This window comes from Natronosalvus caseinilyticus, assembly GCF_017357105.1.
Taxonomy (GTDB): Archaea; Halobacteriota; Halobacteria; order Halobacteriales; family Natrialbaceae; genus Natronosalvus; species Natronosalvus caseinilyticus.
Genome location: NZ_CP071596.1, coordinates 1,073,674 through 1,095,610, shown reverse-complemented (window position 1 = coordinate 1,095,610; position 21,937 = coordinate 1,073,674). Strand labels below are relative to the sequence as shown.

Genomic DNA, 21,937 nt, shown 5'->3' with positions numbered 1-21,937 from the left:
ATGAGCCAGGCACTAGAATCCGTCGACGAAGACGGTGTGATAGAAAGCGTGAGCGGTCCCGTCGTGACCGCCGCGGACCTCGACGCCCGAATGAACGACGTCGTCTACGTCGGCGACGAAGGGCTGATGGGCGAGGTCATCGAAATCGAAGGGAACCTGACCACGATTCAGGTATACGAGGAGACCTCCGGCGTCGGCCCCGGCGAACCCGTCGAGAACACGGGCGAGCCGCTCTCGGTCGACCTCGGACCCGGCCTGCTGGACACCATCTACGACGGCGTCCAGCGCCCCCTCGACGAACTCGAGGAGAAGATGAACTCGGCATTCCTCGACCGCGGAGTCGACGCGCCGGGGATCGACCTCGAGAGAACGTGGGAGTTTACGCCCACCGTCGAGGAGGGGGACGCGGTCGAACCCGGGGACGTTATCGGTGAAGTCCCCGAAACCGAGAGCATCACCCACAAGGTAATGGTCCCGCCGGATTACGAGGGTGGCGAGATTACCTCGATCGAGAGCGGCACGTTCGCGGTCGACGAGGTCGTCGCCGAACTCGATTCCGGCGAGGAGGTTACGATGCACCAGGAGTGGCCGGTTCGGTCAGCCCGCCCCGCCAAGGAAAAGCAGACGCCGACGATCCCACTCGTCAGCGGACAGCGCATCCTCGACGGCCTGTTCCCGATCGCCAAGGGCGGTACCGCGGCGATTCCGGGCCCCTTCGGCTCCGGGAAGACGGTCACCCAGCACCAGCTCGCGAAGTGGGCCGACGCGGACATCGTCGTCTACGTCGGCTGTGGCGAGCGCGGTAACGAGATGACCGAGGTCATCGAGGACTTCCCGGAACTGGAAGACCCCAAGACCGGGAAGCCCCTCATGTCCCGGACCTGCCTCATCGCGAACACCTCGAACATGCCCGTCGCAGCCCGTGAATCCTGCATCTACACGGGGATCACCATCGCGGAGTACTTCCGCGACATGGGCTACGACGTCGCGCTGATGGCCGACTCCACCTCGCGGTGGGCGGAGGCCATGCGCGAGATTTCGAGCCGACTCGAGGAGATGCCCGGCGAGGAGGGCTACCCCGCCTACCTCGCCGCGTCGCTCTCGGAGTTCTACGAGCGCGCCGGCCTGTTCCAGAACATCAACGGTACCCAGGGATCGGTGTCGGCCATCGGCGCAGTCTCGCCTCCGGGCGGTGACTTCTCCGAGCCGGTCACCCAGAACACCCTGCGCATCGTCAAGACGTTCTGGGCACTGGACGCTGACCTCGCCGAGCGCCGGCACTTCCCGTCGATCAACTGGAACGAGTCGTACTCGTTGTACCGACAGCAGCTCGACCCCTGGTACCGGGAGAACGTCGCGGAAGACTACCCGGAGGTCCGCCAGTGGGCCGTCGACGTGCTCGACGAGGAGGACGAACTCCAGGAGATCGTTCAGCTCGTCGGCAAGGACGCCCTGCCGGAAGACCAGCAGCTGACCCTCGAGGTCGCACGCTACCTCCGGGAGGCGTGGCTCCAGCAGAACGCGTTCCACGACGTGGACACCTACTGCGAACCCGAGAAGACTTACCGGATGCTCCAGGCAATCAAGACGTTCAACGACGAGGCCTTCGAGGCGCTCGACGCCGGCGTCCCGGTCGACGAGATCCGGGACGTCGAGGCGACCCCCCGGCTCAACCGGATGGGCACCGCCGAGGACTGGCACGCATTCATCGACGAACTCGAGTCGGATCTCGAGTCCCAGATCAGGGCCCTCTACTAGCCAAACATGAAAGAATATCAAACGATCACGGAAATCAGCGGTCCGCTGGTGTTTGCCGAGGTCGACGAACCCGTTGGCTACGACGAGATCGTCGAGATCGAAACGGAAGACGGCAAGACCCTGCGCGGACAGGTACTCGAATCGAGCGAAGGACTCGTCTCGATCCAGGTGTTCGAGGGGACGGGCGGCATCGACCGCAACGCCTCCGTTCGCTTCCTGGGCGAGACCATGAAGATGCCCGTCACGGAGGACCTGCTCGGACGCGTCCTCGACGGGTCCGGGAACCCGATCGACGGCGGTCCCGAGATCGTTCCCGACGAGCGACTCGACATCGTCGGCGCGGCGATCAACCCCTACTCCCGGGAGTACCCCGAGGAGTTCATCCAGACGGGCGTTAGCTCCATCGACGGCATGAACACGCTCGTTCGCGGGCAGAAACTGCCGATTTTCTCCGGCTCCGGACTGCCGCACAACGATCTAGCGCTCCAGATTGCCCGGCAGGCGACAGTGCCGGAAGAGGCGGACGAAGCGGACGACGAGGGATCGGAGTTCGCCGTCATCTTCGGCGCGATGGGGATCACCCAGGAGGAGGCCAACGAGTTCATGCAGGACTTCGAACGTACCGGCGCGCTCGAGCGCTCGGTGGTCTTCATGAACCTCGCGGACGACCCCGCCGTCGAGCGGACGGTCACGCCGCGACTGGCCCTGACCACCGCGGAGTACCTCGCCTTCGAGAAGGATTACCACGTGCTCGTCATCCTCACGGACATCACGAACTACTGTGAGGCACTGCGCGAAATCGGCGCGGCCCGCGAAGAGGTTCCGGGTCGGCGTGGCTACCCCGGATACATGTACACCGACCTGGCCCAGCTCTACGAGCGGGCGGGTCGAATCCAGGGCCGCGAAGGCTCGGTCACCCAGATTCCGATCCTGACGATGCCCTCCGACGACATCACTCACCCGATCCCGGACCTGACGGGCTACATCACAGAGGGCCAGATCATCGTCGACCGGTCCCTGAACAGCCAGGGGATCGAGCCGCCGATCAACGTCCTGCCCAGCCTGTCGCGGCTGATGGACGACGGGATCGGCGAGGGGCTGACCCGCGGAGACCACGAGGACCTCGCGAACCAGCTGTATGCCGCGTACGCCCGTGGTGAGGACCTGCGTGATCTCGTGAACATCGTCGGTCGCGAAGCGCTGAGCGAACTCGACAACAAGTTCCTCGACTTCGCCGACCGCTTCGAAAACGAGTTCATCCAGCAGGGCTTCGAGACGAACCGCGAGCTCGAGGAGACGCTGGACATCGGCTGGGAGTTGCTCTCGATGTTGCCGAAAGAGGAACTCAATCGGGTCGACGAGGAATTCATCGAGGAGTACTACCTCGAGTCCGAATCCGAGTCCGCGGAAGCCGTTCAGGCCGACTGATCGCGCCTTTTTTGCGTTTCTCGAGTGGCATTGGGAATCGTCCGTAGTAGTAGCTGTCAGCCCCGACGATTCTCGAGAGATTCCGATTACGACTCACACAGCGGCCGGTCCGTCGACATCGTTGCTGAAATCTCGTCGTCCGCAATCAAGAAATCGAGTTGCAGGCAGGCCTGTTCATCTCCTTGCCCGAGTAGTGACCCGGACGCCCGTTTATTGCCCGCAATAGCCTGATATCCCGACCATTTGCGCTCTGATGTCGGCTGGAGACTGACCTCGCGGCGAGTATCGGCTTCAAGATCGAAGTCGTACCACCGGCCGAGAGCGTCATCCGCTTCTAACGCAAAGTGAAACGTTAGCGACTCATCTGTCTGGTTCGATAACTCCAGATGCATCTCCTGGAGCGACTCGGTAGTCCTCAAATCGCTACAACCACAGATGCCAGGCAGCAGTACAACGCTGCCAGTAACAAATTGACGTCTAGATTTAGACATAGTAATTAAGACCATATTTTACACACTGCTCGTAACTGTGGGGCCAGTGCTGATAGAACTCCAATTAGTACTGGCCAGCAGGCTGCGGGCGCGTGTGGACTGAATTTCAGTGGCCACTCTATCTCGAGCCACTCCTTGCACGCCAGCGGCGACCGTAAATCCGGGGTAATGGGTCGATCGCCGCACCCCGAACGGCGGTTGGAACCGACGAGTACCGCACGGAGGCACTGTCCGGCAGCGGACCGCCCGAGAGCAACGAGACGGCCGTCGGATTTCGGGGCCCTCCTCGCCGCCTTCTGGAGGGCTTCGATCGATTCCCGGCGTACACCTCCTCGAGGGCCGCGTGTCCCTCGAGCACGCCACGTCGGGCCTGCTTCATCCGTTTCTTGGCCTGCTGCTGGAGCGCCACGTTCGGCGCCTCGGCTCGGATCTCGTCGCCGAACGCCTCGAGGTCGGCTGCAGCTTCGGAGTCTCCGTTCAAGGATTCGGACGATCCATCGGAATCGATCACGTCCTCGATCTCTGCCTTGAGTCGGTGGCTCGCCTCTCGAAAGTCCACGAGGTCGACCGTATTCCAGAATTCCCGCAACTCGATCGCGCGACGAAGCTTGCCGAGGTCAAGTCCCTCACTCGCGTCGCGATTTCGGATCGCGTTCGGGAGGTTCTCGACGTCGATCAGGTCGGGGAGGGCGTCGGCATCGACGACGTCGGGCAGCCGCTCGAGGTCCACCGTCTCGAGCAGGCCTTCGGCCGCGTCGGTGATCTCCCACAGTTCCTTCGCCAGGCTCGACACCCGCTCGTCGGGCGCGTCCCGTTCGATTGCCTGAAACAATCCGGTCGTTCCCTCCAGGACACGTTCAGAGAGGTGCTCGAGGTCTTTCGTCTCGGTCGTTGAGTTCGCGGCGCTGCTCATGCAGCGTAGAAGGTGCCGAGCGGAGAAAACGGAGTACCTTACCAGAGAAAGGTCGCACAGCAGGAGTTGGGCTCGGGTCCAGACGCCTCGGCCCTGCAGCCGTTCATCAACCGACAAACAGGTTCCTGGACTTCACCGACTGCTTCGAGAACGAGTTTATCCAGTGAGGATACGACACCGATCAATCAGGGTCCCTATTGCGGACACTACCGCGAGTCTGAGTTCGAATCCGCGAAAGCGATACAGGCGGACAAGTCGCGGTCTTTACGTTCTCTGTATTTGTTACGTACAGTAGTAACAAAGCCCAGCCATCTGCGTTCGTGCATCGATATCACACAAAGAATACGATTATAAGGGAGGGTTTTCCGCTGACTATCCAAGAGCGTATTTTGGATCAACAGGTTTCGCTTTTTCCCACGAATCAGCAAGGAAGGACCAATTTAAGCTCACGTCAAGAGGTCCTGGACCGCCCTGGATGCTGTCAATTGTTACTTTTGAACTAGATGCCCAACTGTGCTCGTAATAGCCCCAAAGAGTTCCTGGGACACCGTCAATACATTTCAATGTAGATTCGATAGCGATCTGGGCTTGATTCGGGAGAGCCCACGAACTATTGAGGGCTATTTCAGCTGCAAGCCCACCCTTCGATAGACTCTTTGAGAACCAACTTATTTCGTGACCGTCAGTCGCCCAGATCTGGGGTTCACCCACAACCGACCAGTGATCACCATCAAAACCGATTCCAATAACATCGTTTGCTTTTGACGCAGTTTTTAAGTCCTTGTATCTTACCGTGTCAAGATTTACAAGAGTCTGAATGAATACACAATCGTCGTAATTCGCCAGTGGCCATACAGTGACACTGAGTTCAGAATTGGATTCTGAATATCTATCTTGGATATTAATTGAATCATCAGAATCGGAAGTTGTTGCTAGGTCGTAATGAAATCCTTGTTTTTCCAGTAGTTGTTCTACTTCGTTAGCTCCATTCTTCTTGAAAGCAGTTCGAATCTTATTACGCATCATCCTCTCTTTATCCGATAAGATGTTTTCTGGAATAGTATCTTGATCATTTGCACTCACAATACCGATCGTCCCGAGTGTACCAATTGTACCTACAGCCTTCACCACTGACCTTCTTTTTGCCATGCAATTCAATATGGATTCATCATAGTATATGAATTCAAATAATATTACAAATTTTTTATATTTATCGCATAGATATATTCAAGTACTACGTCTTCGTATGTGTTATGCTGAATGAACAGAACTGAATTACTCCTCATAATCATTGTGTGGGAACTTGCAGGAATGATATTGGTAATTAGTGGTGTAGAAGAATGGTTTGTATTGGTCCCTTCCGTTATTCTAATATTCATAATACCGACGTACCTCTTGATTCATTTCGTCTGGAATGGTCAGCTCGGCCGCGTTCTCACTTGGGTGAGTACTCGATAGAATTGTCAATTGTCACAAGCCCACCAATTATAAATAATATGATTATGTGATTTTGCGTTTTTAAGATTTTTGAAATTTAATACCGGTCCAATATATAATTCAATCTTTGATTTTTGTGGCCGCCCCATACTTACAGCATAGATACTTGTCGCTAGATCTCCTGTTATTCTAGGCAAAATCGCTTCTTCGATTTTGGTTTCAAGTAACCCCAAGCACTCGTTCAGACGCCTCGACCCTGCATCCGCTCCTCTTCGGGCAGGTCGACGTTCGCGTCACCCTTCATGCTCTTGCCCAGGTTCTTCGAGATTTCGGCGAGGGATTCGGGGTCGTCCCAGTGGTTGACCGCTTCGACGATGGCCTCGGCCATCTCCGGCGGGTTCTCCGCGCCGAAGATGCCGCTGCCGACGAAGATGCCGTCGCAGTCGTGGGTCATCATGAGCGCGGCGTCTGCCGGGGTGGCGATGCCGCCCGCGGCGAAGTTCACGACCGGGAGGCGACCCATCTCGGCGGCCTCGTGGACCAGGTCGGCGTTGGCCTCGATCTCGCGGGCGTAGGCCTCGCGTTCCTCGTGGCTCATCCCCTCGAGTTTGCGGATCTCGCCCTTGATCGTGCGCTGGTGGTAGACCGCCTGGTTGACGTCGCCGGTGCCGGCTTCGCCCTTGGTACGGATCATGGCCGCACCCTCGTCGATCCGGCGCAGGGCCTCCCCGAGGTTGCGCGCGCCGCAGACGAACGGCGCGGTGAACGCCCGCTTGTCGATGTGGTAGTCGTTGTCCGCGGGGGTGAGCACCTCGCTCTCGTCGATCATGTCGACGCCGACGGCCTCGAGGATCTGTGCCTCGGTGCGGTGGCCGATACGGGCCTTGCCCATGACGGGGATCGAGACGGACTCGACGATCTCCTCGACGTTGGCGGGGTCAGCCATTCGGGCGACGCCGCCGCGTTTTCTGATGTCGGCGGGGACGGCCTCGAGCGCCATCACGGCGACGGCGCCGGCGTCCTCCGCAATCCGTGCTTGCTCGGGGTTCACGACGTCCATGATGACGCCGCCTTTCTGCATACGGGCGAAGCCGCGTTTGACGAGATCGGTGCCGCGTCGGAGCTCCTCGAGATCGGTTGGCTCGGGCATGAGCGAGCGTTCGGAACCCCTGCACTTACGCGTGTCTGTTGGGCTTCGCGGCTCGATTGTGTCTCGCGGATCGAATCATCAGTCGAGCGTCGATTCGCCCGGTTCCGCTCCCGCGTCGATTCCCTCCGGACGCTCGGTCGAGTCGACCGTCTCGCGGACGCGAGCGCGGACGAACGCGGCGATCGTCTCGCGGTCGGTCTGCGGATGGACCTCGACTTTTGCCTCGTTCTCGACCTCGTTCGCTGTCTCTACCTCTCCCTCGAGGGCGTCTTCGGGTGGTGTCTCGAGCGGAATAGTGCCGCCCGCCATCGCGAACTGGTCGCCCGCGGGCCAGACGGCGAGGTGCGTTTGGGTGTCGACCCGTCCGTCGTCTGCCGGGTGAGTCGTCTCGAAGACGTACCAGCGACCGGCGGTGCCGTCGCCGCGGTCGAACTCGGTGACGGAACGCTCGTTCTCGACGGTGATGCCCTCCTCGTCGAGCAGGGAGACGAACCGTTCTTTGGCCGGGTCCGCGGCCAGCGACATCACGTCCTCGACGGATTTTCCAATGGCCGACAGCGACGGCGAGAGGTTGACGTCGATCTCGAGCAGCGATCGGGGCTGAATATCACAGTCGCCGATCGTCAGCGTCCCGGCGTGCTCGTAGACCGTCGTTTCGGCCGTGATCGACAGCAGCGAGATCGAAACGTCCTCGGTTCTCGAGCCGACGGCCCCCCACGACTCACGAAGCGACGGCGGCAACACGGCGGTCATACCTCCGCTTCGACGGCCGTCCTTTTTGCCGTGGCGGTCTTCCGGCGTAGTACTCTCCCAAGCGTCGACTGATGAGTAAAACCGGATGAACGCCGTCGGTTCCACCCATCAGTTCAGGCCTGGAAAAGCACTCAGTCAGCCTCGAGCGCCTCGAAGTAGATTGCCCGCTGTTCGGCGGCCGCGGGGGCGGTGAGCCACGAGACGCCAATCGTGAGCGCGAGTCCGAGGCCCATCCCGAGGAGGCCGGCCGACCAGCCGCCGTAGCTACCAGGGACGAACGAGAGGAAGACGCTCGCGAGGTAGAAGGCCTGGCTCCCCAGGATTCCTGCGATAATGCCGGCTCGGGTCGTCCCGCGCCAGTAGAGCGCGACCATCACGGGCAAGGCGAGCTGGGCGAATCCGCTGAATGCGGCGTCGCCAAGTTCGAACAGCGTGGCCTGGTTCGAGAGGCTCGCGAGGAAGGTCGAGACGGCGAAGACGACGACGCCGAGGCGAGCGATCGTGTCCTCGCGCCGTTCCGAGAGCGTCGCGTCGACGAACGGGCGATAGAGGTCGCGCGTAAAGTACGACGACCCCGACAGCAACATGGAATCCGAGGAGGACATCATCGCAGCCATCGCGCCCGCGATGACGAGCGCGGCGAACCACGTCGGCGTGAACTCGGCGAGGATCAGCGGGAGGACGTTGCCGCCGGCCTCGATTTCGGCGACCGCGATGCCGGTGTCGAGCCCGCGCGCCCAGGCGCCGAGCAGGAACGCGGGGACGAAGAGGAGCAGACAGAGGACGGGCCAGAGGGCGAACGACCGCTTGAGCACCGCCTTCGAGCCTGCGGCGAAGAACCGCTGATTGACCTGCGGGAACATGGCGACGCCGAAGCCGATCGTGATCGCCGTCGAGAGCATAAACTGCGGGGAGTAGTAGGCCCCGCCCAGCGCGAGGTGTTCGCTCGCGGTCGCCTCGAGTTCGGCCGTCGCCGCGGTCGGCCCGCCCACGGCGGCGAGCATCCAGAGCAGGGCGGCCCAGGTCGTGACGAGCATGAACGCGCCCTGGAGGGTGTCGGTCCAGGCGATGCCCCGGAAGCCGGCGAGGACGACGTAGAGAATCATGAAGAGCGTGATGAGGCCCGCGCCGCCGGCGTAGGGAATCGCACCGTCGGTCAGCGCCTCGAGAGCGGTTCCCGCGCCGACCTGCTGGAGCATCACGTACGGGAAGAGCCACACGAGGCTCACCCCGGCGACGAGGCCGCGGAGGCGCCTCGAGCCGAAGCGGTCCCCGAGCATCTCCCCGAAGGTGACGTAGCCGCGCTGCTGGCCGAGCAACCACTGCTTGTAACCGACGACGTACCAGAGGACGGCGAAGATGAGGCCGTCCATCACGCCCATGACGAGGATCCACTCGGGGCCGTAGAGGAAGGCCAGGTTCGGGCCGGCGAAGAAGGTGAACGCCGAGAGCAGGGTCGCGAAGGTGGTAAACAGCAGGACGATCGTTCCGAGCGTTCGGCTGGCGAGGTAGAAGTCCTCGGCCGTGCGCTCGGTGAGCCGGTAGGCGACGAGACCGACGGCGAGCGCGAGCAGGAGGTAGCCGACGACGATCCCGAGCTGGAGCGCGAGGGTCACTGGCGATCACCCCCACCGTCTGCTCGGCCGTCTGACCGTGGTGACCGTGACTGTGACTGCGGTCGGTTTGGCTCGATCCCGACGCCCCAGGCGTGCTGGGCGAACGTCCAGAAGAGCGCGGAACACAGCACCAACCAGCCGATGTGCCACCAGAGCCACAGCGGCAGACCAAGTGCGGTCGTCGCGTTCCCCCAGAGGAACCACGGGATCCCGAGGAGGCAGACGAGCACCGCCGCGAGGACCCAGCCGATTCGTTCGAGACGCTTCATACGCCCCGTCGTCACTCGTCCTGGGTAATTGTTTCTATTCGACCCCGGTCTTTGAAGACGATCGTTCATCAATAGCGTTTTGGGCGGTTTCGACCGGCTCTCTGAAAGGTAAAACGCCTCTTTCAGGTAGGGAAAGGAGTATATGTGTCGGTGAGAATACCTGAATAGAGACCGATGGCCCGCCTCTTTCCCCTTCGTTCGGAGACGCCCGCCCAGGAGGGCCAGCCTCGAGTGGTCGACCTCGAGGACGAGGACGCCGACGCGGTGTTCGGTGCGCTGTCGTCGACGACGGCCCGGCGAATCTACAGTCACTTAAACGACGAACCCGGGACGCCGAGCGACGTCGCCGACGCCATCGACTCCTCGATCCAGAACGTCCGCTACCACCTCGAGAAACTCGAGGACGCGGGACTGGTCGAGGTCGTCGACACCTGGTACTCCTCGCGGGGTAACGAGATGAGCGTCTACGCGACGGCGGACGGGCCGCTTATCGTGACGAGCGACCGCTCGACGGCCGAGCGGCTGAAGACGGCCCTCTCGCGATTCATCGGGGGCGTCGCGGCCCTCGCGGGCGGGAGTTTACTCGTCCAGTACGGCCTCTCGAGGTACGTCGGTCCGCAGGCGGGAACGGAAGGGACGGCGGGAACGGGCGGAACGACTGATGGTGGAGCTGCTGGGAACGGAAACGGGAACGGGAACGGGGCCGGCGACGAGGCCGGCAACGGAAACGGAGCGGCTACCGACGACAGCGCGGACAGCGCCGACGCCCCCGAAGCCGAAGATAGCGAGACGGCCGAGGAGGAGACGGCCGACGGCGATGGGGGTGATGGCGCCGAGAGCGAAGACGGTGGAACTGACGGCGGTGACGGTGGCGACGATGGCGATATGGGTACTACCGACGTGGACGAGTCCGACGAGGAGACGGAAACCGGCGACGACGCCTCGAGCGACGGCGGTGACGACTCGGCCGCAGGGGACGACGCCACCGACGCGGACGGCGCCAACTACAGCGACAACTACACCGACAACGGTACCGACGGCGACGTCGCCACCGATGGCGGCAACGAGCCGGTCGTCCCGTCGGGTGACGGCAACGGCAGCGTCGACGGCGTCACGGACGGCGCTGCAGAGGCCGCAGACGCCATCTTCGCGACGATTCCGCCCGGTGCGCTCTTCTTCCTCGGCGGACTCGTCGTCCTGATCGCCGTCACCGTATACTGGTACTGGGCAACCTCCTACTGAGACAGTATGCGACCACAACTGCGATTCGAGGGAGACGGGGCGGGACGCGTTCGGAGTCGAGTCACAGAGCAATCGACGCGAAGATGACGGCGTTGTAGATGCCGTGGATGATCGCCGGGACGACGAGGTTGCTCGTCACGAGATACACCGTGCCGAGCACGAGCGAGAGGCCGAAGACGATGGCGAGGCTGGCGATGAGCGCCTCCGGGCCCGCCGTTGCGTACGCAGCGGTGTGAACTGCCGTGAAGAGGACGCTCGAGACCAGGAGGGCCCCGACCGGGGAGAACACGTCGTACATCGACTTCTGGATGACGTTCCGGTACATCAGTTCCTCGAACGGGCCAGTGATGAGAATCGAGGCGGGGACCATGACGTAGAGCAGTTCGGGGTTTCGTTGCGCGGCCTGCGTCGCCGAGTGCTCGGCCCCTTCAATGCCGCCCGAGGAGAACAGTACCGAGATGGCGATATTGACGAGAAAGATGAGCGCCACGCCCCCGGCGATCCAGGCGACGGCGCGGAGACTCGGTGTCTCGAGGTCGAAATACGAGCGATCGCGCCCCGTGGTGTAGACGAATGCGACGGCGATCGCTGCCGTACCGATGGCGACGCCAATCTGCATGACCGCCTGGCGCTGGATTTCAGACAACCCGCCGACGACGAGCACGACGGGGACCTCGAGGAGGAGGCCGATCAACGGACTCACGATCCAGGCGACCAGCGCGAGCGCCGCGAGACGTGCAGTCACGACGGTTCGCCGGAGCAGGCCGGCGGTCGGAACCGATCCGTACTCGGCGAGTGCGATGCCGATAGCTGTTCCGGCCGCGAGAAACGACACGAAGACGGTCGAGATCCGTACGCCGAGGCCGGGAATATCTGTCCCGCCGGAGATGCCCTGCGTGAGGGCGTAGCCGGCCAGCAAGACGACGAGCAGGCTACCCAGCGCACCGGCCAGGCTGTAGCGACGCTCGAGGAGGTCGTACCGGCGGCCAGCGAAGACGGCGAGGGTCCCGACGGCGAATAAGAGCCCGAACAGGACGGCGAGGTGGTCGACGCCCTCGCGAACGGGGACGGCGAGTCCGGTCGTCGCGAACGCCGCGACGACGAGGCCGAGGCCGGCGACTGCCCCGGTTTCGTCGCTCGATCGAGCGCGGTCCTCCCGCGCGGTCTCGTTCATATCTCTCCGTTCGCCCGAACGATAATAGGCGCTCTGCAATCGGGACCTGGTCGCGTTCGTCGAGGGTGCTCGAGATCAGCGGGTCGATGCTCGCATGCAGGCGCTACTGGGTACTGGATACTGGGTCCTGGGTATTGAATATTGGATACTAGGGCCTCGAGCAGGTCGAACCAGATCAGGTCGCGCTCGGGCTCGAACACGTCTACTCGAGGTACCGTCTCCGGTATCGACTCAACGACGCTCGAGGTCGTTCGAGCGAACTTCGGTCGTCGCGTCGTCACGCCACACTGACGTCGGCTCGTTCTCGAATTACCGCTCGACGCGCAGCGTCGTCTTCTCCGCGACCGCCTCTGCTTCCTCGAACTCACCACCACCGAGCAGTCCGCGAGTGGCCTTTTTCGCCCACTCGACGGCCGGCTGGGTGAACGTGCTCACCTCGTAGAGTTCGCCCGCGAGGACGCAGGCGGCTTCCATGCCGTAGAGGAGACCGCCGAGTTCGAAGACGTCGACCGACTCGAGTTCGACCCGGACGTTGGGGCGGCCGGCCGCGGCGAGGCTCGCCTCGGTGGCCTCGAACTCCGCCTCGAGCAACTCGCCGAGAGTGGCGTCGCCGAGGTAGGCGAGTTCGTCGACGTCGGTCGCGGGGATCTCGCGGTCGGCGGTCTCGCGCGGTGTGACGAACGTCACGAGCTTGTCGCGGGGGCCGGCTCGATAGAGTTGCAGCTGTGAGTGCTGGTCAGTCACCCCCAGCGCGCGGACGGGAGTCTGGCCCAGGTCGTCCTTGCCGAGGCTCTCGGCCCACAGCTGGGCGAACCACTCGGCGTAGGTTTCGAGCGACTCCGCGTAGGGGACCATCGCGTTCATCGAGGCGCCCCGGGCGTCGAGTGCGTAGGCCGTCGCGCCGTAGGCGTAGGCGGGACACTCGAACAGCGATCCAGTCAGCGAGTCGGCTTCGGCCGCCGCCCCCTCGAGGATGGCCTCGAGGTCGTGCCCGCAGACGGCCGCGGCGACCAGGCCGACCGCCGAGAGCGCCGAGAAGCGACCGGGGACGCCGTCGGGCACGGAGACCGCGGCGAGGTCGTGACGGTTTGCAAGTGACCGCAGGGGGCCGGACTCGCCAGTCGTGACGACCGTCCGCTCGGTCCAGTCGACGCCAGCGTCCTCGAAGGCCTCGCGGACGACGAGGAAGTTCGCGAGCGTCTCTGCGGTCGTCCCCGAACGGGAGACGACGTTGATCGCGGTCGACTCGAGGGGCAGGGCCTCGAGACGCCGGGTGATCCAGGCGGGGTCGACGTTGTCGAGATAGATCGCCTCGGTGCCGTCGCCCGCGTCGGCGAGCGCATCCGTAATCGTCGCCGCACCGAGCGCGCTCCCGCCGATGCCGATGGTGACGAGCGCGTCGGCGTCGGCCACCGGCTCGACCGCTGCGCGAATCGCGTCGGGGTCCGTCCGTTCGGGGAGATTCAGCGCGGCGTAGCCGTGTTCGTCGTTCGCCCGTCCCGCCTCGATTCGCTCGTGTGCCGTCGCGACCCGTTCGTCCAGACGCTCGAGACCCTCCCGCGAGATGCCGGGAGAAGCGACCGACGCGAGCGCGTTGCCGATGTCGACGTCCATACCGGAAGGGCGACAGCGACCGGTAAAGGCGTTCCGTCACGCCCCGAGGCGGTGCTCTCCGAGCGGGGACTCGGCACTCGAGCATCGCATCCCTTATTCGCCCCGACTGCCAACCGCGGTCAATGAGCGCGTCTGACGAGTCGCCCGACTCGAGGGCGGTACCTGGCGACGAGTCGGTCGACTCCGGAGACGCGACCGGTGACGAGACGATCGACTCCGGAGACGCGACCGGTGACGAGACGATCGACTCGAGGACGTACGGCGGGGTGCTCGGCGCGTTCCCGTACGCGATTCGCCAGAGCAACTCCCGGCTGTTCAGGAGCTACGTCCTCGTCGGCGGGGCCGTCGCGGCGATTCTCGTGTTCGCGTTCGCCCTCTCCCTGGTTCGCGTGATCGGGGAGACGGTCGGCACGACGGCGACGCTGTCGTTCTCCCGGTCGTTCGTCATCGTCGTCGGCATGGTCGTCGTCGCGCCGATCCTCGCGCCCGTGTTGCTCGTCGCCCGGCGCCACCGGCGACAGGTCGGCGACGACGTGCGGTACGACCGGCGACTCGCCGCGAGCGGCTACCTCTTCCTCGTTGCGCTGTACGTCGGCCTGATCCCGACGGTCCCGGCGGAGTTTCAGACCGAGGGCGGGCCAGTGGTGGGCTTTCTGTACGGCCTCCCGCCCGCCGTCGGACTCGCCATCCCCGCGCTCGCCGGGGCCGGGATCTACGTGGTCCACCGGGTCTCCAGGTAGCCGAGCGGCGAGCAGCGCACTTGAATCGACTCGCGAGTGCAAGCCCGCGACGAGTCGAAACCCCGAAAGCCGTCGCACTCCTCTCACCCACTATGACTGAGACCGAGAAGACGGGCACCTTCGTCGTCACCCACGCCGAGGACGAGTCGGTCGTCCTCCGGGACGTCGACTCCGCGCAGGTGCACACGCTCGCCGCGAACGACGGCCTCGAGACACACGACGTGCTCGAGGCGACGATCGCCCCCGAACCACCCCTCGAGGTCTCCTGGACGCTGATCGACGTCGAGGACCGTCGGCGCGTCGAACTGGTCGACAGCGACCTCGAGCCGACGACCCACTCGAAGGAGCTGGCCGCCGAGGCCAACTTCGGCGACCTCGAACAGCACGAACGGGCCGGAACGGGCGAGATTCACGTCTTTCGCGTTCCCGCTGCGCGCGTCGAGGAGGCGGCCCGCGACGTCCTCGAGGACGACGAGACCATCGCGCGAGCGGCCCGCCTCGAGGCCGTCCGCGTCGAGGTTCGTCGATCGGTGGACGGCGAGGCCGGCGTGTTGAGCGTCAGGTACCTGCCGGACTGACTCGAGTGCATACTACATATTTTGAAGTAATGGCGGGTACGAGTGTTCGGGTCGAAAGCGGATGCTGGCGCCGAGGGCGCTGTCGAGAGGAAAAAGGCCTGGCCTTAGGGTGAAACGCTGTTGGCGAGGGTCTGCCGGTGAAGGCATCGTCACGAGGACAGAACCCCTGAGGCGACGTCGAGGCCACAGCGCCCCGATCTCGAGTCGGCCACTCACGTACGACAGCCTTCGACGTTCGTCACGGGCCGGTTCCAGTCGTGCTCAGAACTCGCCGTACGGTTCGCGCCGTTCGATCGACACCTCGCCGGTGACGAGGACGCGGACCACCCGGCTCGCGTTCCGGTTCGGATCGACGGTCCACGTGCCGGAGGCCGTCGCCCCTTCGTCCGTCTCGACCGACACCCCGTGGTCGCCGGGAGCGGCGCTCACGTTTCGAACGTGGACGGCCGATCGAGGCTCGAGGGCGACGATTTCCTCGTACACCGTGTCGCCCTCGTGGGTCACGGTGACGGTGACGTCGTGGGCGAGGTAGTCGAAGTTGGTGACGGCAAATCCCGACGCGCGTCCGTCCCCGTGGTCGGTCCCGAACGTTCGCTCGGCGTTCCGGTACCTGGTGGCGTCGTCACCGATCCGAACGGCGTACTCCTCGCCGACGGCCCACTCGATGGGTGGCGGCCCGTAGTCGCGATGTTCGGGTACCGAACCCGCCCCACACCGCGAGTAGCCGGTCGCCACGGCGAACGCGTAGATGCCGTGGTCGGTCTCGGTCTCGAGGACGGCATCGGATGCGACGTCGATCTCCCGCAGGTCGTGGCACTCGAGCGTGTTGTACGCGAGCGCGTGTTCGTATCCGGAGACGTACGCCGAGACATGCTCGGCCGTCACCTCAGTGGGCCGTTCGGGTGCGTCTTCCGGACCAGGTGGGAGTGCGGGCGGCTCGGTCGGCGCGGGCAGGTGCGGATCGAACGTCGTTGAGTCCGGCCCGCTCTCGAGACGGCCCGCCAGCGGAAGCGAAACACCGCTCCCAATTCCAGTTGCCGCGAGGAAGTGACGTCGATTCACGTCGCTTGGAGAGACAGTCAGCCGGTAAATAACTTCTTGCCGATCGAGAGGTCTGGTACCACGAGTCGAAGACGCCATCTCCGGACAAGGTACTTGGACACGAAAGGCGAATAACGGAGCATGGACGAAGAGATCGAGACGACGACCGAGAACGCCAGCGACGAACCGGACGAGAACACCACGGACGAAGCCGAACTGGTGTCCTGGGTCGAACAGCAACGTGGTCGGGAACTCACCGAGGAAGAGGAGAATCTGTCTCTCGCCCAGGCTCGCCTGATCGGCGAACTGTGAGGCGACCAGCCGTTCGAATCGGAACGGACGGCCGATTCGGTTTCACAGACGCCGACGGAAGCTGGAGCGACAACGACTGACGAACGCATTGCAGCGGTCGAGAGTCTGGTGGTTTTTATACTATCCGGCCACCTCTACCGCGTATGCAAACGCACATCGTTCCGGTCGGCTTCGACTACGACCGGCTGATCGCCCCGCTAGTGCGCGATCAGTACGGCGTCGACCGCGTCATCCTCCTCGAGGGGGCCGTCGGGAGCGAGGCCAACGTCGAGTACTCCCGGCACCTCTCCCAGAAACTCGAGACCGACTTCCAGAACCTGCTGGGGGCCACTACCGAGCGGTTCGTCCTCGAGGACGTCTACGACTACGACGAGGCGTTCGAGCAGGCCTACGACCTGATCAACGACGAACTCGACGAAGGCAACGAGGTCTGGGTCAACATCGCCGCGATGCCCCGGACGGTGAGCTTCGCCTTTGCGACTGCGGCCCACTCACTGATGGTCGAGCGCCAGGAGGATCGCGAGCACATCCACACCTACTACACGGCTCCAGAGAAGTACCTCGAGACGGAACTGGCCGAGGAGTTACGCGAGCAGTCGGCGCTGCTCGAGGATTTGCTTGCAGGGGGAGGGGAGTCGGGCAGGGGCGAATCCACGGACGTCGTCGAGACCGACCGCGTGATCAGCCGTCTCGAGAGCGCCCGACAACTCCTCGCGGAGTTCGACGAGCGCGGGACGACCATCGGTGCGAAGGAGATCGACGGCGAGCACATCGTCGAACTACCCGTGGCCTCCTTCTCGAACGTCAAGCCGTTCGAGGAGCTCATCCTCTACAAACTCGGCGAGGACGGCGAGTTCGAGTCCGTTTCAGAACTGGCGGAGGCGCTCTCACGCGAACTCAACGAGGAGTACACCGACAGCTTCCGCTCGAAGGTGATCTACAACGTCGATCGACTGGGGCCGGGCGGCAAGGGCTACATCGAGCGCGAGGAACACGGGAAGTCCTACCGGACGCGGCTGTCACGGATCGGCGAACTGTGGGTGCGGGCGCACTCGGATTCCGATTCGAACGTGGATGCGGCGACGGGGCCGTGAGCGCGGTCGGCAGTTAGCGACCGTTTCCGCGACCCGGATTATCGTTTTCGCTGTCTCCTCGAGCCCCTTCGTCGGCCGCCTCACCGTGACCCTGGTCGCCGGTCGTCTCGTCGCGGTCGTTGTCGCCGCCATCGGCGTCGGAGTCGGTGTTGGCGTCGGCGTCATTGGAACGCGCTCCGGAACCCGAGCCCGCGTGTGAAGGTGGTCCGGATCCGGAACCGGCGTGTGCCGGCGCGTTCGCGTGTGCTGGCGGACCAGAACGGTCGGACCCGGAGTCGTCTTGCGCTCGAGTCGAGGGCGTGCGGCGTTCGTCGTCCGATCGAGCGGAGGGCTCCTCGGTCGCCATCTCGGAGGACGGGGACCTCGAGTCCGCCGACCGATCGTTAGCGCCGTCTTCGCGCGTCGCTGGCGTCCCGGATCCCGCATCCGTCTCCGATCCTTCGTCGCCGGCCTCGTCGGCGGGTTCCGTAGGCGCCGTCGAATCGGTTCCGTCGTCGACCAGTGGCGAGTCAGTCCACGGCGACGGCGACGGCGACGGCGCTGTAGGATCGGCAGCGTCGTCGCTCGAGTCGATCACGTCCGGCTCGAGGGCCGGGACGAGCAGGAGGGCGAGTCCGACGAAGGTGACGGCGGCGAGCACGATCGGGACGACGAGACCGAGCGTCGAGAGGTCACCGCCGCGCTCCGGCGAATCGTCGGCCATCGTGTCCGTCGAAACGGGGGCGACGACCTTCGTTACGCACACCAAACTGGCGGCTTCGTCGTCTCCTTTTATACGTTCGACCTGCCCAGTCGATCGAGCACCCGTTCCCGAATGACGAGCAACGACGGAAGGACCGTCAGGCAGGCGACGAACGCGAACGCGATCGCCAGCCCAGTCACCAGCCCGAATCGCTGGAGCGGCGGCGCGAGCGCGAGCGCGAGCACCCCGAATCCGGCGGTGGTCGTCGCCGCACTGCCGAGCAAGGCGCCACCCGTTCCCGTCACTGTCGCCGAGAGGGCGGCCTCGAGGGTCGGGCGCTCGCGGCGTTCGGCGACGAAGCGCTCCCCGAGGTGGATGCTGTAGTCCACCCCGAGACCGATGGCGAGGCTCGTGATGACGGCCGTCTCGCTGTTGAACGGAATCTCGAGGAGCGCCATCGCGCCGAGCAGCCACGCCAGCGCGGCGACGACTGGCGCGAGCGTCACCAGGCCGAGCGAGAGCGTACGATAACGGACCCAGTAGAGGACGGTGAGGAAGACGAAGATCACGACGAGCGTCACCGCGAACGCCTGGACGAGCGTCTCGAGCAGCGCGTCCTGGATCACCGCGGTCGTGACGGGGCCGCCGGTGGCGACGGCCGTGACCGAACTGCCGCGGTCGGCCACGCCATCTTCGACCGCGGTCGCGAACGCGCGCGCGTCGTCGGCCACGGCCTGGGCGGACTCGTCGCCGCGCACGGAGACGACGAGACGGGCGGACTCGTAGGTACCGTCGTCGGTTCGCTCGAGTACCGCCCCGGCGGCCTCGGCGTCGGCTTCGAACAGCAGGTCGTACAGGCCCGCCAGGTCCTCGTCCGGAACGCCGTCGCCGTTCGTGTCGCGTTCCTCGAGGGCGGTCTCGACGGTGTCGTTGTTGTCCGCGACCGCTCGAAGGGTCGACAGCGGCCCCTCGACGGCGGCGGTGCCATCGGAGCGAACGACGACGGTGCCGTTGGGATCGACGCCAGTTCGGGCGTCCTGGATCGCTTCGAGGAGGGCGGGGTCGGTGATGGCGTTTTCGCCGTCATCGATTTCACTACTATCTCCGCGTATCAGCACCTGTGCCCGCCCGTCGTCGCCCCGCTGCTGGAAGTTCTCGCCGAGGTACTCGACATCTTCCGCAATCGTGTACGTCCCGGGTGCCAGTAGTCCGGGCAGGGACTTCGCCCAATCGGGGGCGTCCTGTGGCAAGAAGTCGGCCCGGTTGAACTCGGTGTCGATGCCAGTCGCGCCGTAGACGCCGCCCGCGGCGACGAGGAATGCGACGAGGACCACGGCGAGCGGAGCGCGTTTCGCCAGCGTGACGCCGCTCGAGAGCGCGCGGTTGACCGGTCCCGGCGTGGAACCGAAGGCCGGTTTCGCCCGGTTTCGCCCGAATCGGTCCTCGAGCAGGCCGTCGACTTCGACCTTCAGCGCGGGGACGAAGAGGCCGAAGGCGACGAAGGCGGCGAAGATGCCGCCGGCGCTGAGGATCGCGAAGTTCCGGATCGCCGGGAGCGGACTGACGACGTTCGAGAGGAAGCCGACGCCGGTCGAGAACGTGGCTGCCGCGAGCGCGAGGACGACGCCACTAACGGCGAGGATCATGCCACGGCGGATACCGGTCTCGATTCCACCGTCGGTGATGGTTCCCGCACTGCCGTCACCGCCAGCCCCCTCGAGCGTCCCGTTCCTGGCCTCCCGGTAGCGCATCACGACGTGTAACGAGTAGTCGATCGAGAGGCCGATCAGGAGGAAGGGGACGGCGATCAACAGCTGACTGGTCGGGATCTCGAGCCAGCCGAGGAGGCCGCCGAGCCAGGCCATCACGACGGCGATGCCGGTCAGCCCCAGGAGGACGTCGACCACGTCGCGGTAGGTCACCCCGAGGACGAACAGGACGAGCACCAGCGCGACGGGCGTGATGATGGCGAAGCTGTCGCCGACAGCGCTCGAGGACGCCTCGTCGGAGATGCCCTGGCCGAAGACGAAGCCGTCGTCGAAGCGCTGCTCGAAGAGGGTCTCGAGTTCGACCTGGGCGTCGTAGGCAGCCTGTTCGGTGGTCTCGTCAGTGGCGGTTTCGTCGTCGGTAGCGCCATCGTCCTCGCTCCCACTCGAGGCCTCGTCACCTTCGCCGTCACCGCTCGAGGCTCCGTCACCTCCCTCCTGAAACACGAACGTGATCCGCGACTCGGCGCTCGTCGATCCCTGCTCGTAGCTCGAGGGCAGGAACTCGTCGGGATCGCCCCCGTGCGTCTCGGCGTCCGGGTCGAGCACGTCCGCGAGCAGGGCCTCGACTTCCTCGTCGGAGCGATCCTCGAGTGCCGTAATCTGTTCCTCGAGCGTGGGCTGACTGGTGTCGGGCGGGCCCTGCCCCTCGCTCGCCACGGCCCGATCCTCGAAGACCGCGCCCGTCGCGACGACGTTCTCGAGGCCGACGAACCCCTCCTCGGCCAGCGTGGCGTTTCGGTCGGCGTCCTTGCTAAAGTCCTGCTGGAGGCGGAGGCTCTCGAGCAGGGAATCGCGGGTGAGCACGTCGCCGCCCTCGTCGCGGACGACAACCTGGGCGACGATCCGGTCGTCGGTCTCGTAGCGCTCGTCGACGTACTCGAGGGCCGCGGTCTCCTCGGAGTCGGTCTCGAACTCACCGATTCCGGCGCTCTCGGTCTCGTTGACGGCCGCACCCGCGGAGACGAGTGCCGTGCACACGAGCACGGCGAGGACGATCCAGCGACTGTGCTCGACGACGAACGCGGCGTATCGTCCGGCCAGGTCAGCCACGGTATCGTCCCCTCCGCGCGGACTGTGCTCCAACGCCTTCCGTCCCGACGCTCGACATTGGCGGCTCTCGGACCCGAGAATTCATAATGGTTCGGTTGTTACCGGCTACGTATAATCGATAGTGGATTATGAACACCGACACCGACCGTGATCGGGGGCTGTTGAGTCCGGCCGACCGGGCCTACCTGCTCGGCGAACGCAAGATGAGCCACGACCAGTCCAGGCGCAACGCCGAGGCGCGCATCCGTAACCGCGTTCGAGACGGCGTGCTCGACTTCGACCTGCTCTTGCACACCCTCTCGAGGAAGGACCGCGAGCAGGTCTTCGCGGACGTTCACACCGACGACGCCTTCCTCGACGGCCTCCGGGCAATGGTCGCGTTCGCCTACGTCGGCACCAGCGAGCAGGGCCTCGCGTTCGAGGAGGTGCTCGTCCCCGCCGTCAGAAACTCCGAGGAGGCCATCGCAGCCAAGCGAGCGGGCGAGAACGTCTCCGTCGACGTCACCTTCGACGTGGAGACGACCGTCGAGGACTCACTCGAGGGAATCGCCGGGCGACTCGAGGCCGGTGACCCGGTGACCCCGCGACAGCTGTTCGCGCTGGTGATGGAGGGCGAGCACGATCCGACCGACCACGACGAGCTCGTTCTCGTGCGAGCAGGAGGGGAGTCGCCCCACGACGACGGCGTCGACGACCAGTTCCTCGAGCGCCTGGCGGCGTACCTCGAGGCCGACGTCGACTTCGAGGGGGAGGCCCGGGCGGTTCTCCGCCCCGGCGAGACGCGAAAAGGCTAACACGCTGTAGCGAGCAGTGACCGTATGGACGA

General features: G+C 64.4%; 20 protein-coding genes. 8 read left to right on the top strand and 12 right to left on the bottom strand.

The window, feature by feature from the left end:
• On the top strand, positions 1-1,758 hold the full coding sequence (locus J1N60_RS05330) for an ATP synthase subunit A (RefSeq protein WP_312911298.1): 1,758 nt from the start codon (positions 1-3) through the stop codon (positions 1,756-1,758).
• Between the two features lie 6 nt (positions 1,759-1,764).
• Positions 1,765-3,186: an ATP synthase subunit B gene (locus J1N60_RS05325; RefSeq protein WP_312911296.1), complete on the top strand. Its 1,422-nt coding sequence runs from the start codon at positions 1,765-1,767 to the stop codon at positions 3,184-3,186.
• An 86-nt stretch (positions 3,187-3,272) separates the two neighbouring features.
• Here J1N60_RS05325 and J1N60_RS05320 read toward each other — a convergent pair whose 3' ends face one another.
• The 7 genes from J1N60_RS05320 to J1N60_RS05290 all read right to left on the bottom strand — a co-directional run bounded on the left by J1N60_RS05320 (position 3,273) and on the right by J1N60_RS05290 (position 9,815).
• Entirely contained in the window at positions 3,273-3,578 is a 306-nt protein-coding gene (locus tag J1N60_RS05320; RefSeq protein ID WP_312911294.1) for a hypothetical protein, read from the bottom strand.
• A 217-nt stretch (positions 3,579-3,795) separates the two neighbouring features.
• Positions 3,796-4,590, bottom strand: coding sequence for a hypothetical protein (locus J1N60_RS05315; protein ID WP_312911292.1), 795 nt, complete (start codon positions 4,588-4,590; stop codon positions 3,796-3,798).
• Between the two features lie 372 nt (positions 4,591-4,962).
• Complete coding sequence (locus J1N60_RS05310; protein ID WP_312911290.1) at positions 4,963-5,739, bottom strand: hypothetical protein; 777 nt, start codon at positions 5,737-5,739, stop codon at positions 4,963-4,965.
• A gap of 529 nt (positions 5,740-6,268) precedes the next feature.
• The gene (gene pdxS / locus J1N60_RS05305) at positions 6,269-7,177 is read right to left on the bottom strand and encodes a pyridoxal 5'-phosphate synthase lyase subunit PdxS (protein ID WP_312911289.1); all 909 of its coding nucleotides are present in this window, start codon (positions 7,175-7,177) and stop codon (positions 6,269-6,271) included.
• Positions 7,178-7,255: 78 nt separating this feature from the next.
• Positions 7,256-7,930 (bottom strand): DUF6517 family protein, encoded by a 675-nt coding sequence (locus J1N60_RS05300; RefSeq protein ID WP_312911287.1) that lies wholly within the window; start codon positions 7,928-7,930, stop codon positions 7,256-7,258.
• A gap of 131 nt (positions 7,931-8,061) precedes the next feature.
• Positions 8,062-9,546: a sodium:solute symporter family protein gene (locus tag J1N60_RS05295; protein WP_312911285.1), complete on the bottom strand. Its 1,485-nt coding sequence runs from the start codon at positions 9,544-9,546 to the stop codon at positions 8,062-8,064.
• Positions 9,543-9,815, bottom strand: a complete 273-nt coding sequence (locus tag J1N60_RS05290) for a DUF3311 domain-containing protein (RefSeq protein ID WP_312911283.1) — start codon at positions 9,813-9,815, stop codon at positions 9,543-9,545. Before J1N60_RS05290 ends, J1N60_RS05295 begins: the two co-directional genes overlap by 4 nt.
• A 174-nt stretch (positions 9,816-9,989) precedes the next feature.
• Here J1N60_RS05290 and J1N60_RS05285 point away from each other — a divergent pair, with 174 nt between their 5' ends.
• Positions 9,990-11,057, top strand: coding sequence for an ArsR/SmtB family transcription factor (locus tag J1N60_RS05285; RefSeq protein WP_312911281.1), 1,068 nt, complete (start codon positions 9,990-9,992; stop codon positions 11,055-11,057).
• A gap of 61 nt (positions 11,058-11,118) precedes the next feature.
• On the opposite strand, the gene J1N60_RS05280 is transcribed toward J1N60_RS05285, so the two are convergent.
• Both J1N60_RS05280 and J1N60_RS05275 read right to left on the bottom strand, forming a co-directional pair.
• The gene (locus J1N60_RS05280) at positions 11,119-12,231 is read right to left on the bottom strand and encodes a CPBP family intramembrane glutamic endopeptidase (RefSeq protein ID WP_312911279.1); all 1,113 of its coding nucleotides are present in this window, start codon (positions 12,229-12,231) and stop codon (positions 11,119-11,121) included.
• Positions 12,232-12,540: 309 nt separating this feature from the next.
• Positions 12,541-13,845, bottom strand: a complete 1,305-nt coding sequence (locus J1N60_RS05275) for a glucose-6-phosphate isomerase (RefSeq protein ID WP_312911277.1) — start codon at positions 13,843-13,845, stop codon at positions 12,541-12,543.
• Between the two features lie 122 nt (positions 13,846-13,967).
• On the opposite strand from J1N60_RS05275, the gene J1N60_RS05270 reads away from it, so the two are divergent.
• Together J1N60_RS05270 and J1N60_RS05265 are read left to right on the top strand one after the other, a co-directional pair.
• Positions 13,968-14,585: a DUF8056 family protein gene (locus J1N60_RS05270; RefSeq protein WP_312911275.1), complete on the top strand. Its 618-nt coding sequence runs from the start codon at positions 13,968-13,970 to the stop codon at positions 14,583-14,585.
• Positions 14,586-14,677: 92 nt separating this feature from the next.
• A complete protein-coding gene (locus J1N60_RS05265; RefSeq protein WP_312911273.1) occupies positions 14,678-15,163 on the top strand; it encodes a DUF5812 family protein in 486 nt (161 codons plus the stop codon).
• Positions 15,164-15,424: 261 nt separating this feature from the next.
• On the opposite strand, the gene J1N60_RS05260 is transcribed toward J1N60_RS05265, so the two are convergent.
• Entirely contained in the window at positions 15,425-16,225 is an 801-nt protein-coding gene (locus J1N60_RS05260; RefSeq protein WP_312911271.1) for an Ig-like domain-containing protein, read from the bottom strand.
• Positions 16,226-16,345: 120 nt separating this feature from the next.
• On the opposite strand from J1N60_RS05260, the gene J1N60_RS05255 reads away from it, so the two are divergent.
• Positions 16,346-16,516: a hypothetical protein gene (locus J1N60_RS05255; RefSeq protein ID WP_312911269.1), complete on the top strand. Its 171-nt coding sequence runs from the start codon at positions 16,346-16,348 to the stop codon at positions 16,514-16,516.
• A 143-nt stretch (positions 16,517-16,659) separates the two neighbouring features.
• The gene (locus J1N60_RS05250; RefSeq protein ID WP_312911267.1) at positions 16,660-17,610 is read left to right on the top strand and encodes an HFX_2341 family transcriptional regulator; all 951 of its coding nucleotides are present in this window, start codon (positions 16,660-16,662) and stop codon (positions 17,608-17,610) included.
• 13 nt (positions 17,611-17,623) lie between these two features.
• Here J1N60_RS05250 and J1N60_RS05245 read toward each other — a convergent pair whose 3' ends face one another.
• Together J1N60_RS05245 and J1N60_RS05240 are read right to left on the bottom strand one after the other, a co-directional pair.
• Positions 17,624-18,355, bottom strand: coding sequence for a hypothetical protein (locus tag J1N60_RS05245; RefSeq protein ID WP_312911265.1), 732 nt, complete (start codon positions 18,353-18,355; stop codon positions 17,624-17,626).
• A 26-nt stretch (positions 18,356-18,381) separates the two neighbouring features.
• Positions 18,382-21,111 carry an efflux RND transporter permease subunit gene (locus J1N60_RS05240; protein WP_312911263.1) on the bottom strand — a complete coding sequence of 910 codons (2,730 nt, stop codon included), beginning with the start codon at positions 21,109-21,111 and terminating at the stop codon, positions 18,382-18,384.
• A 128-nt stretch (positions 21,112-21,239) separates the two neighbouring features.
• Here J1N60_RS05240 and J1N60_RS05235 point away from each other — a divergent pair, with 128 nt between their 5' ends.
• Positions 21,240-21,905 carry a DUF8102 family protein gene (locus J1N60_RS05235; protein WP_312911262.1) on the top strand — a complete coding sequence of 222 codons (666 nt, stop codon included), beginning with the start codon at positions 21,240-21,242 and terminating at the stop codon, positions 21,903-21,905.
• Positions 21,906-21,937 lie beyond the last annotated feature (32 nt).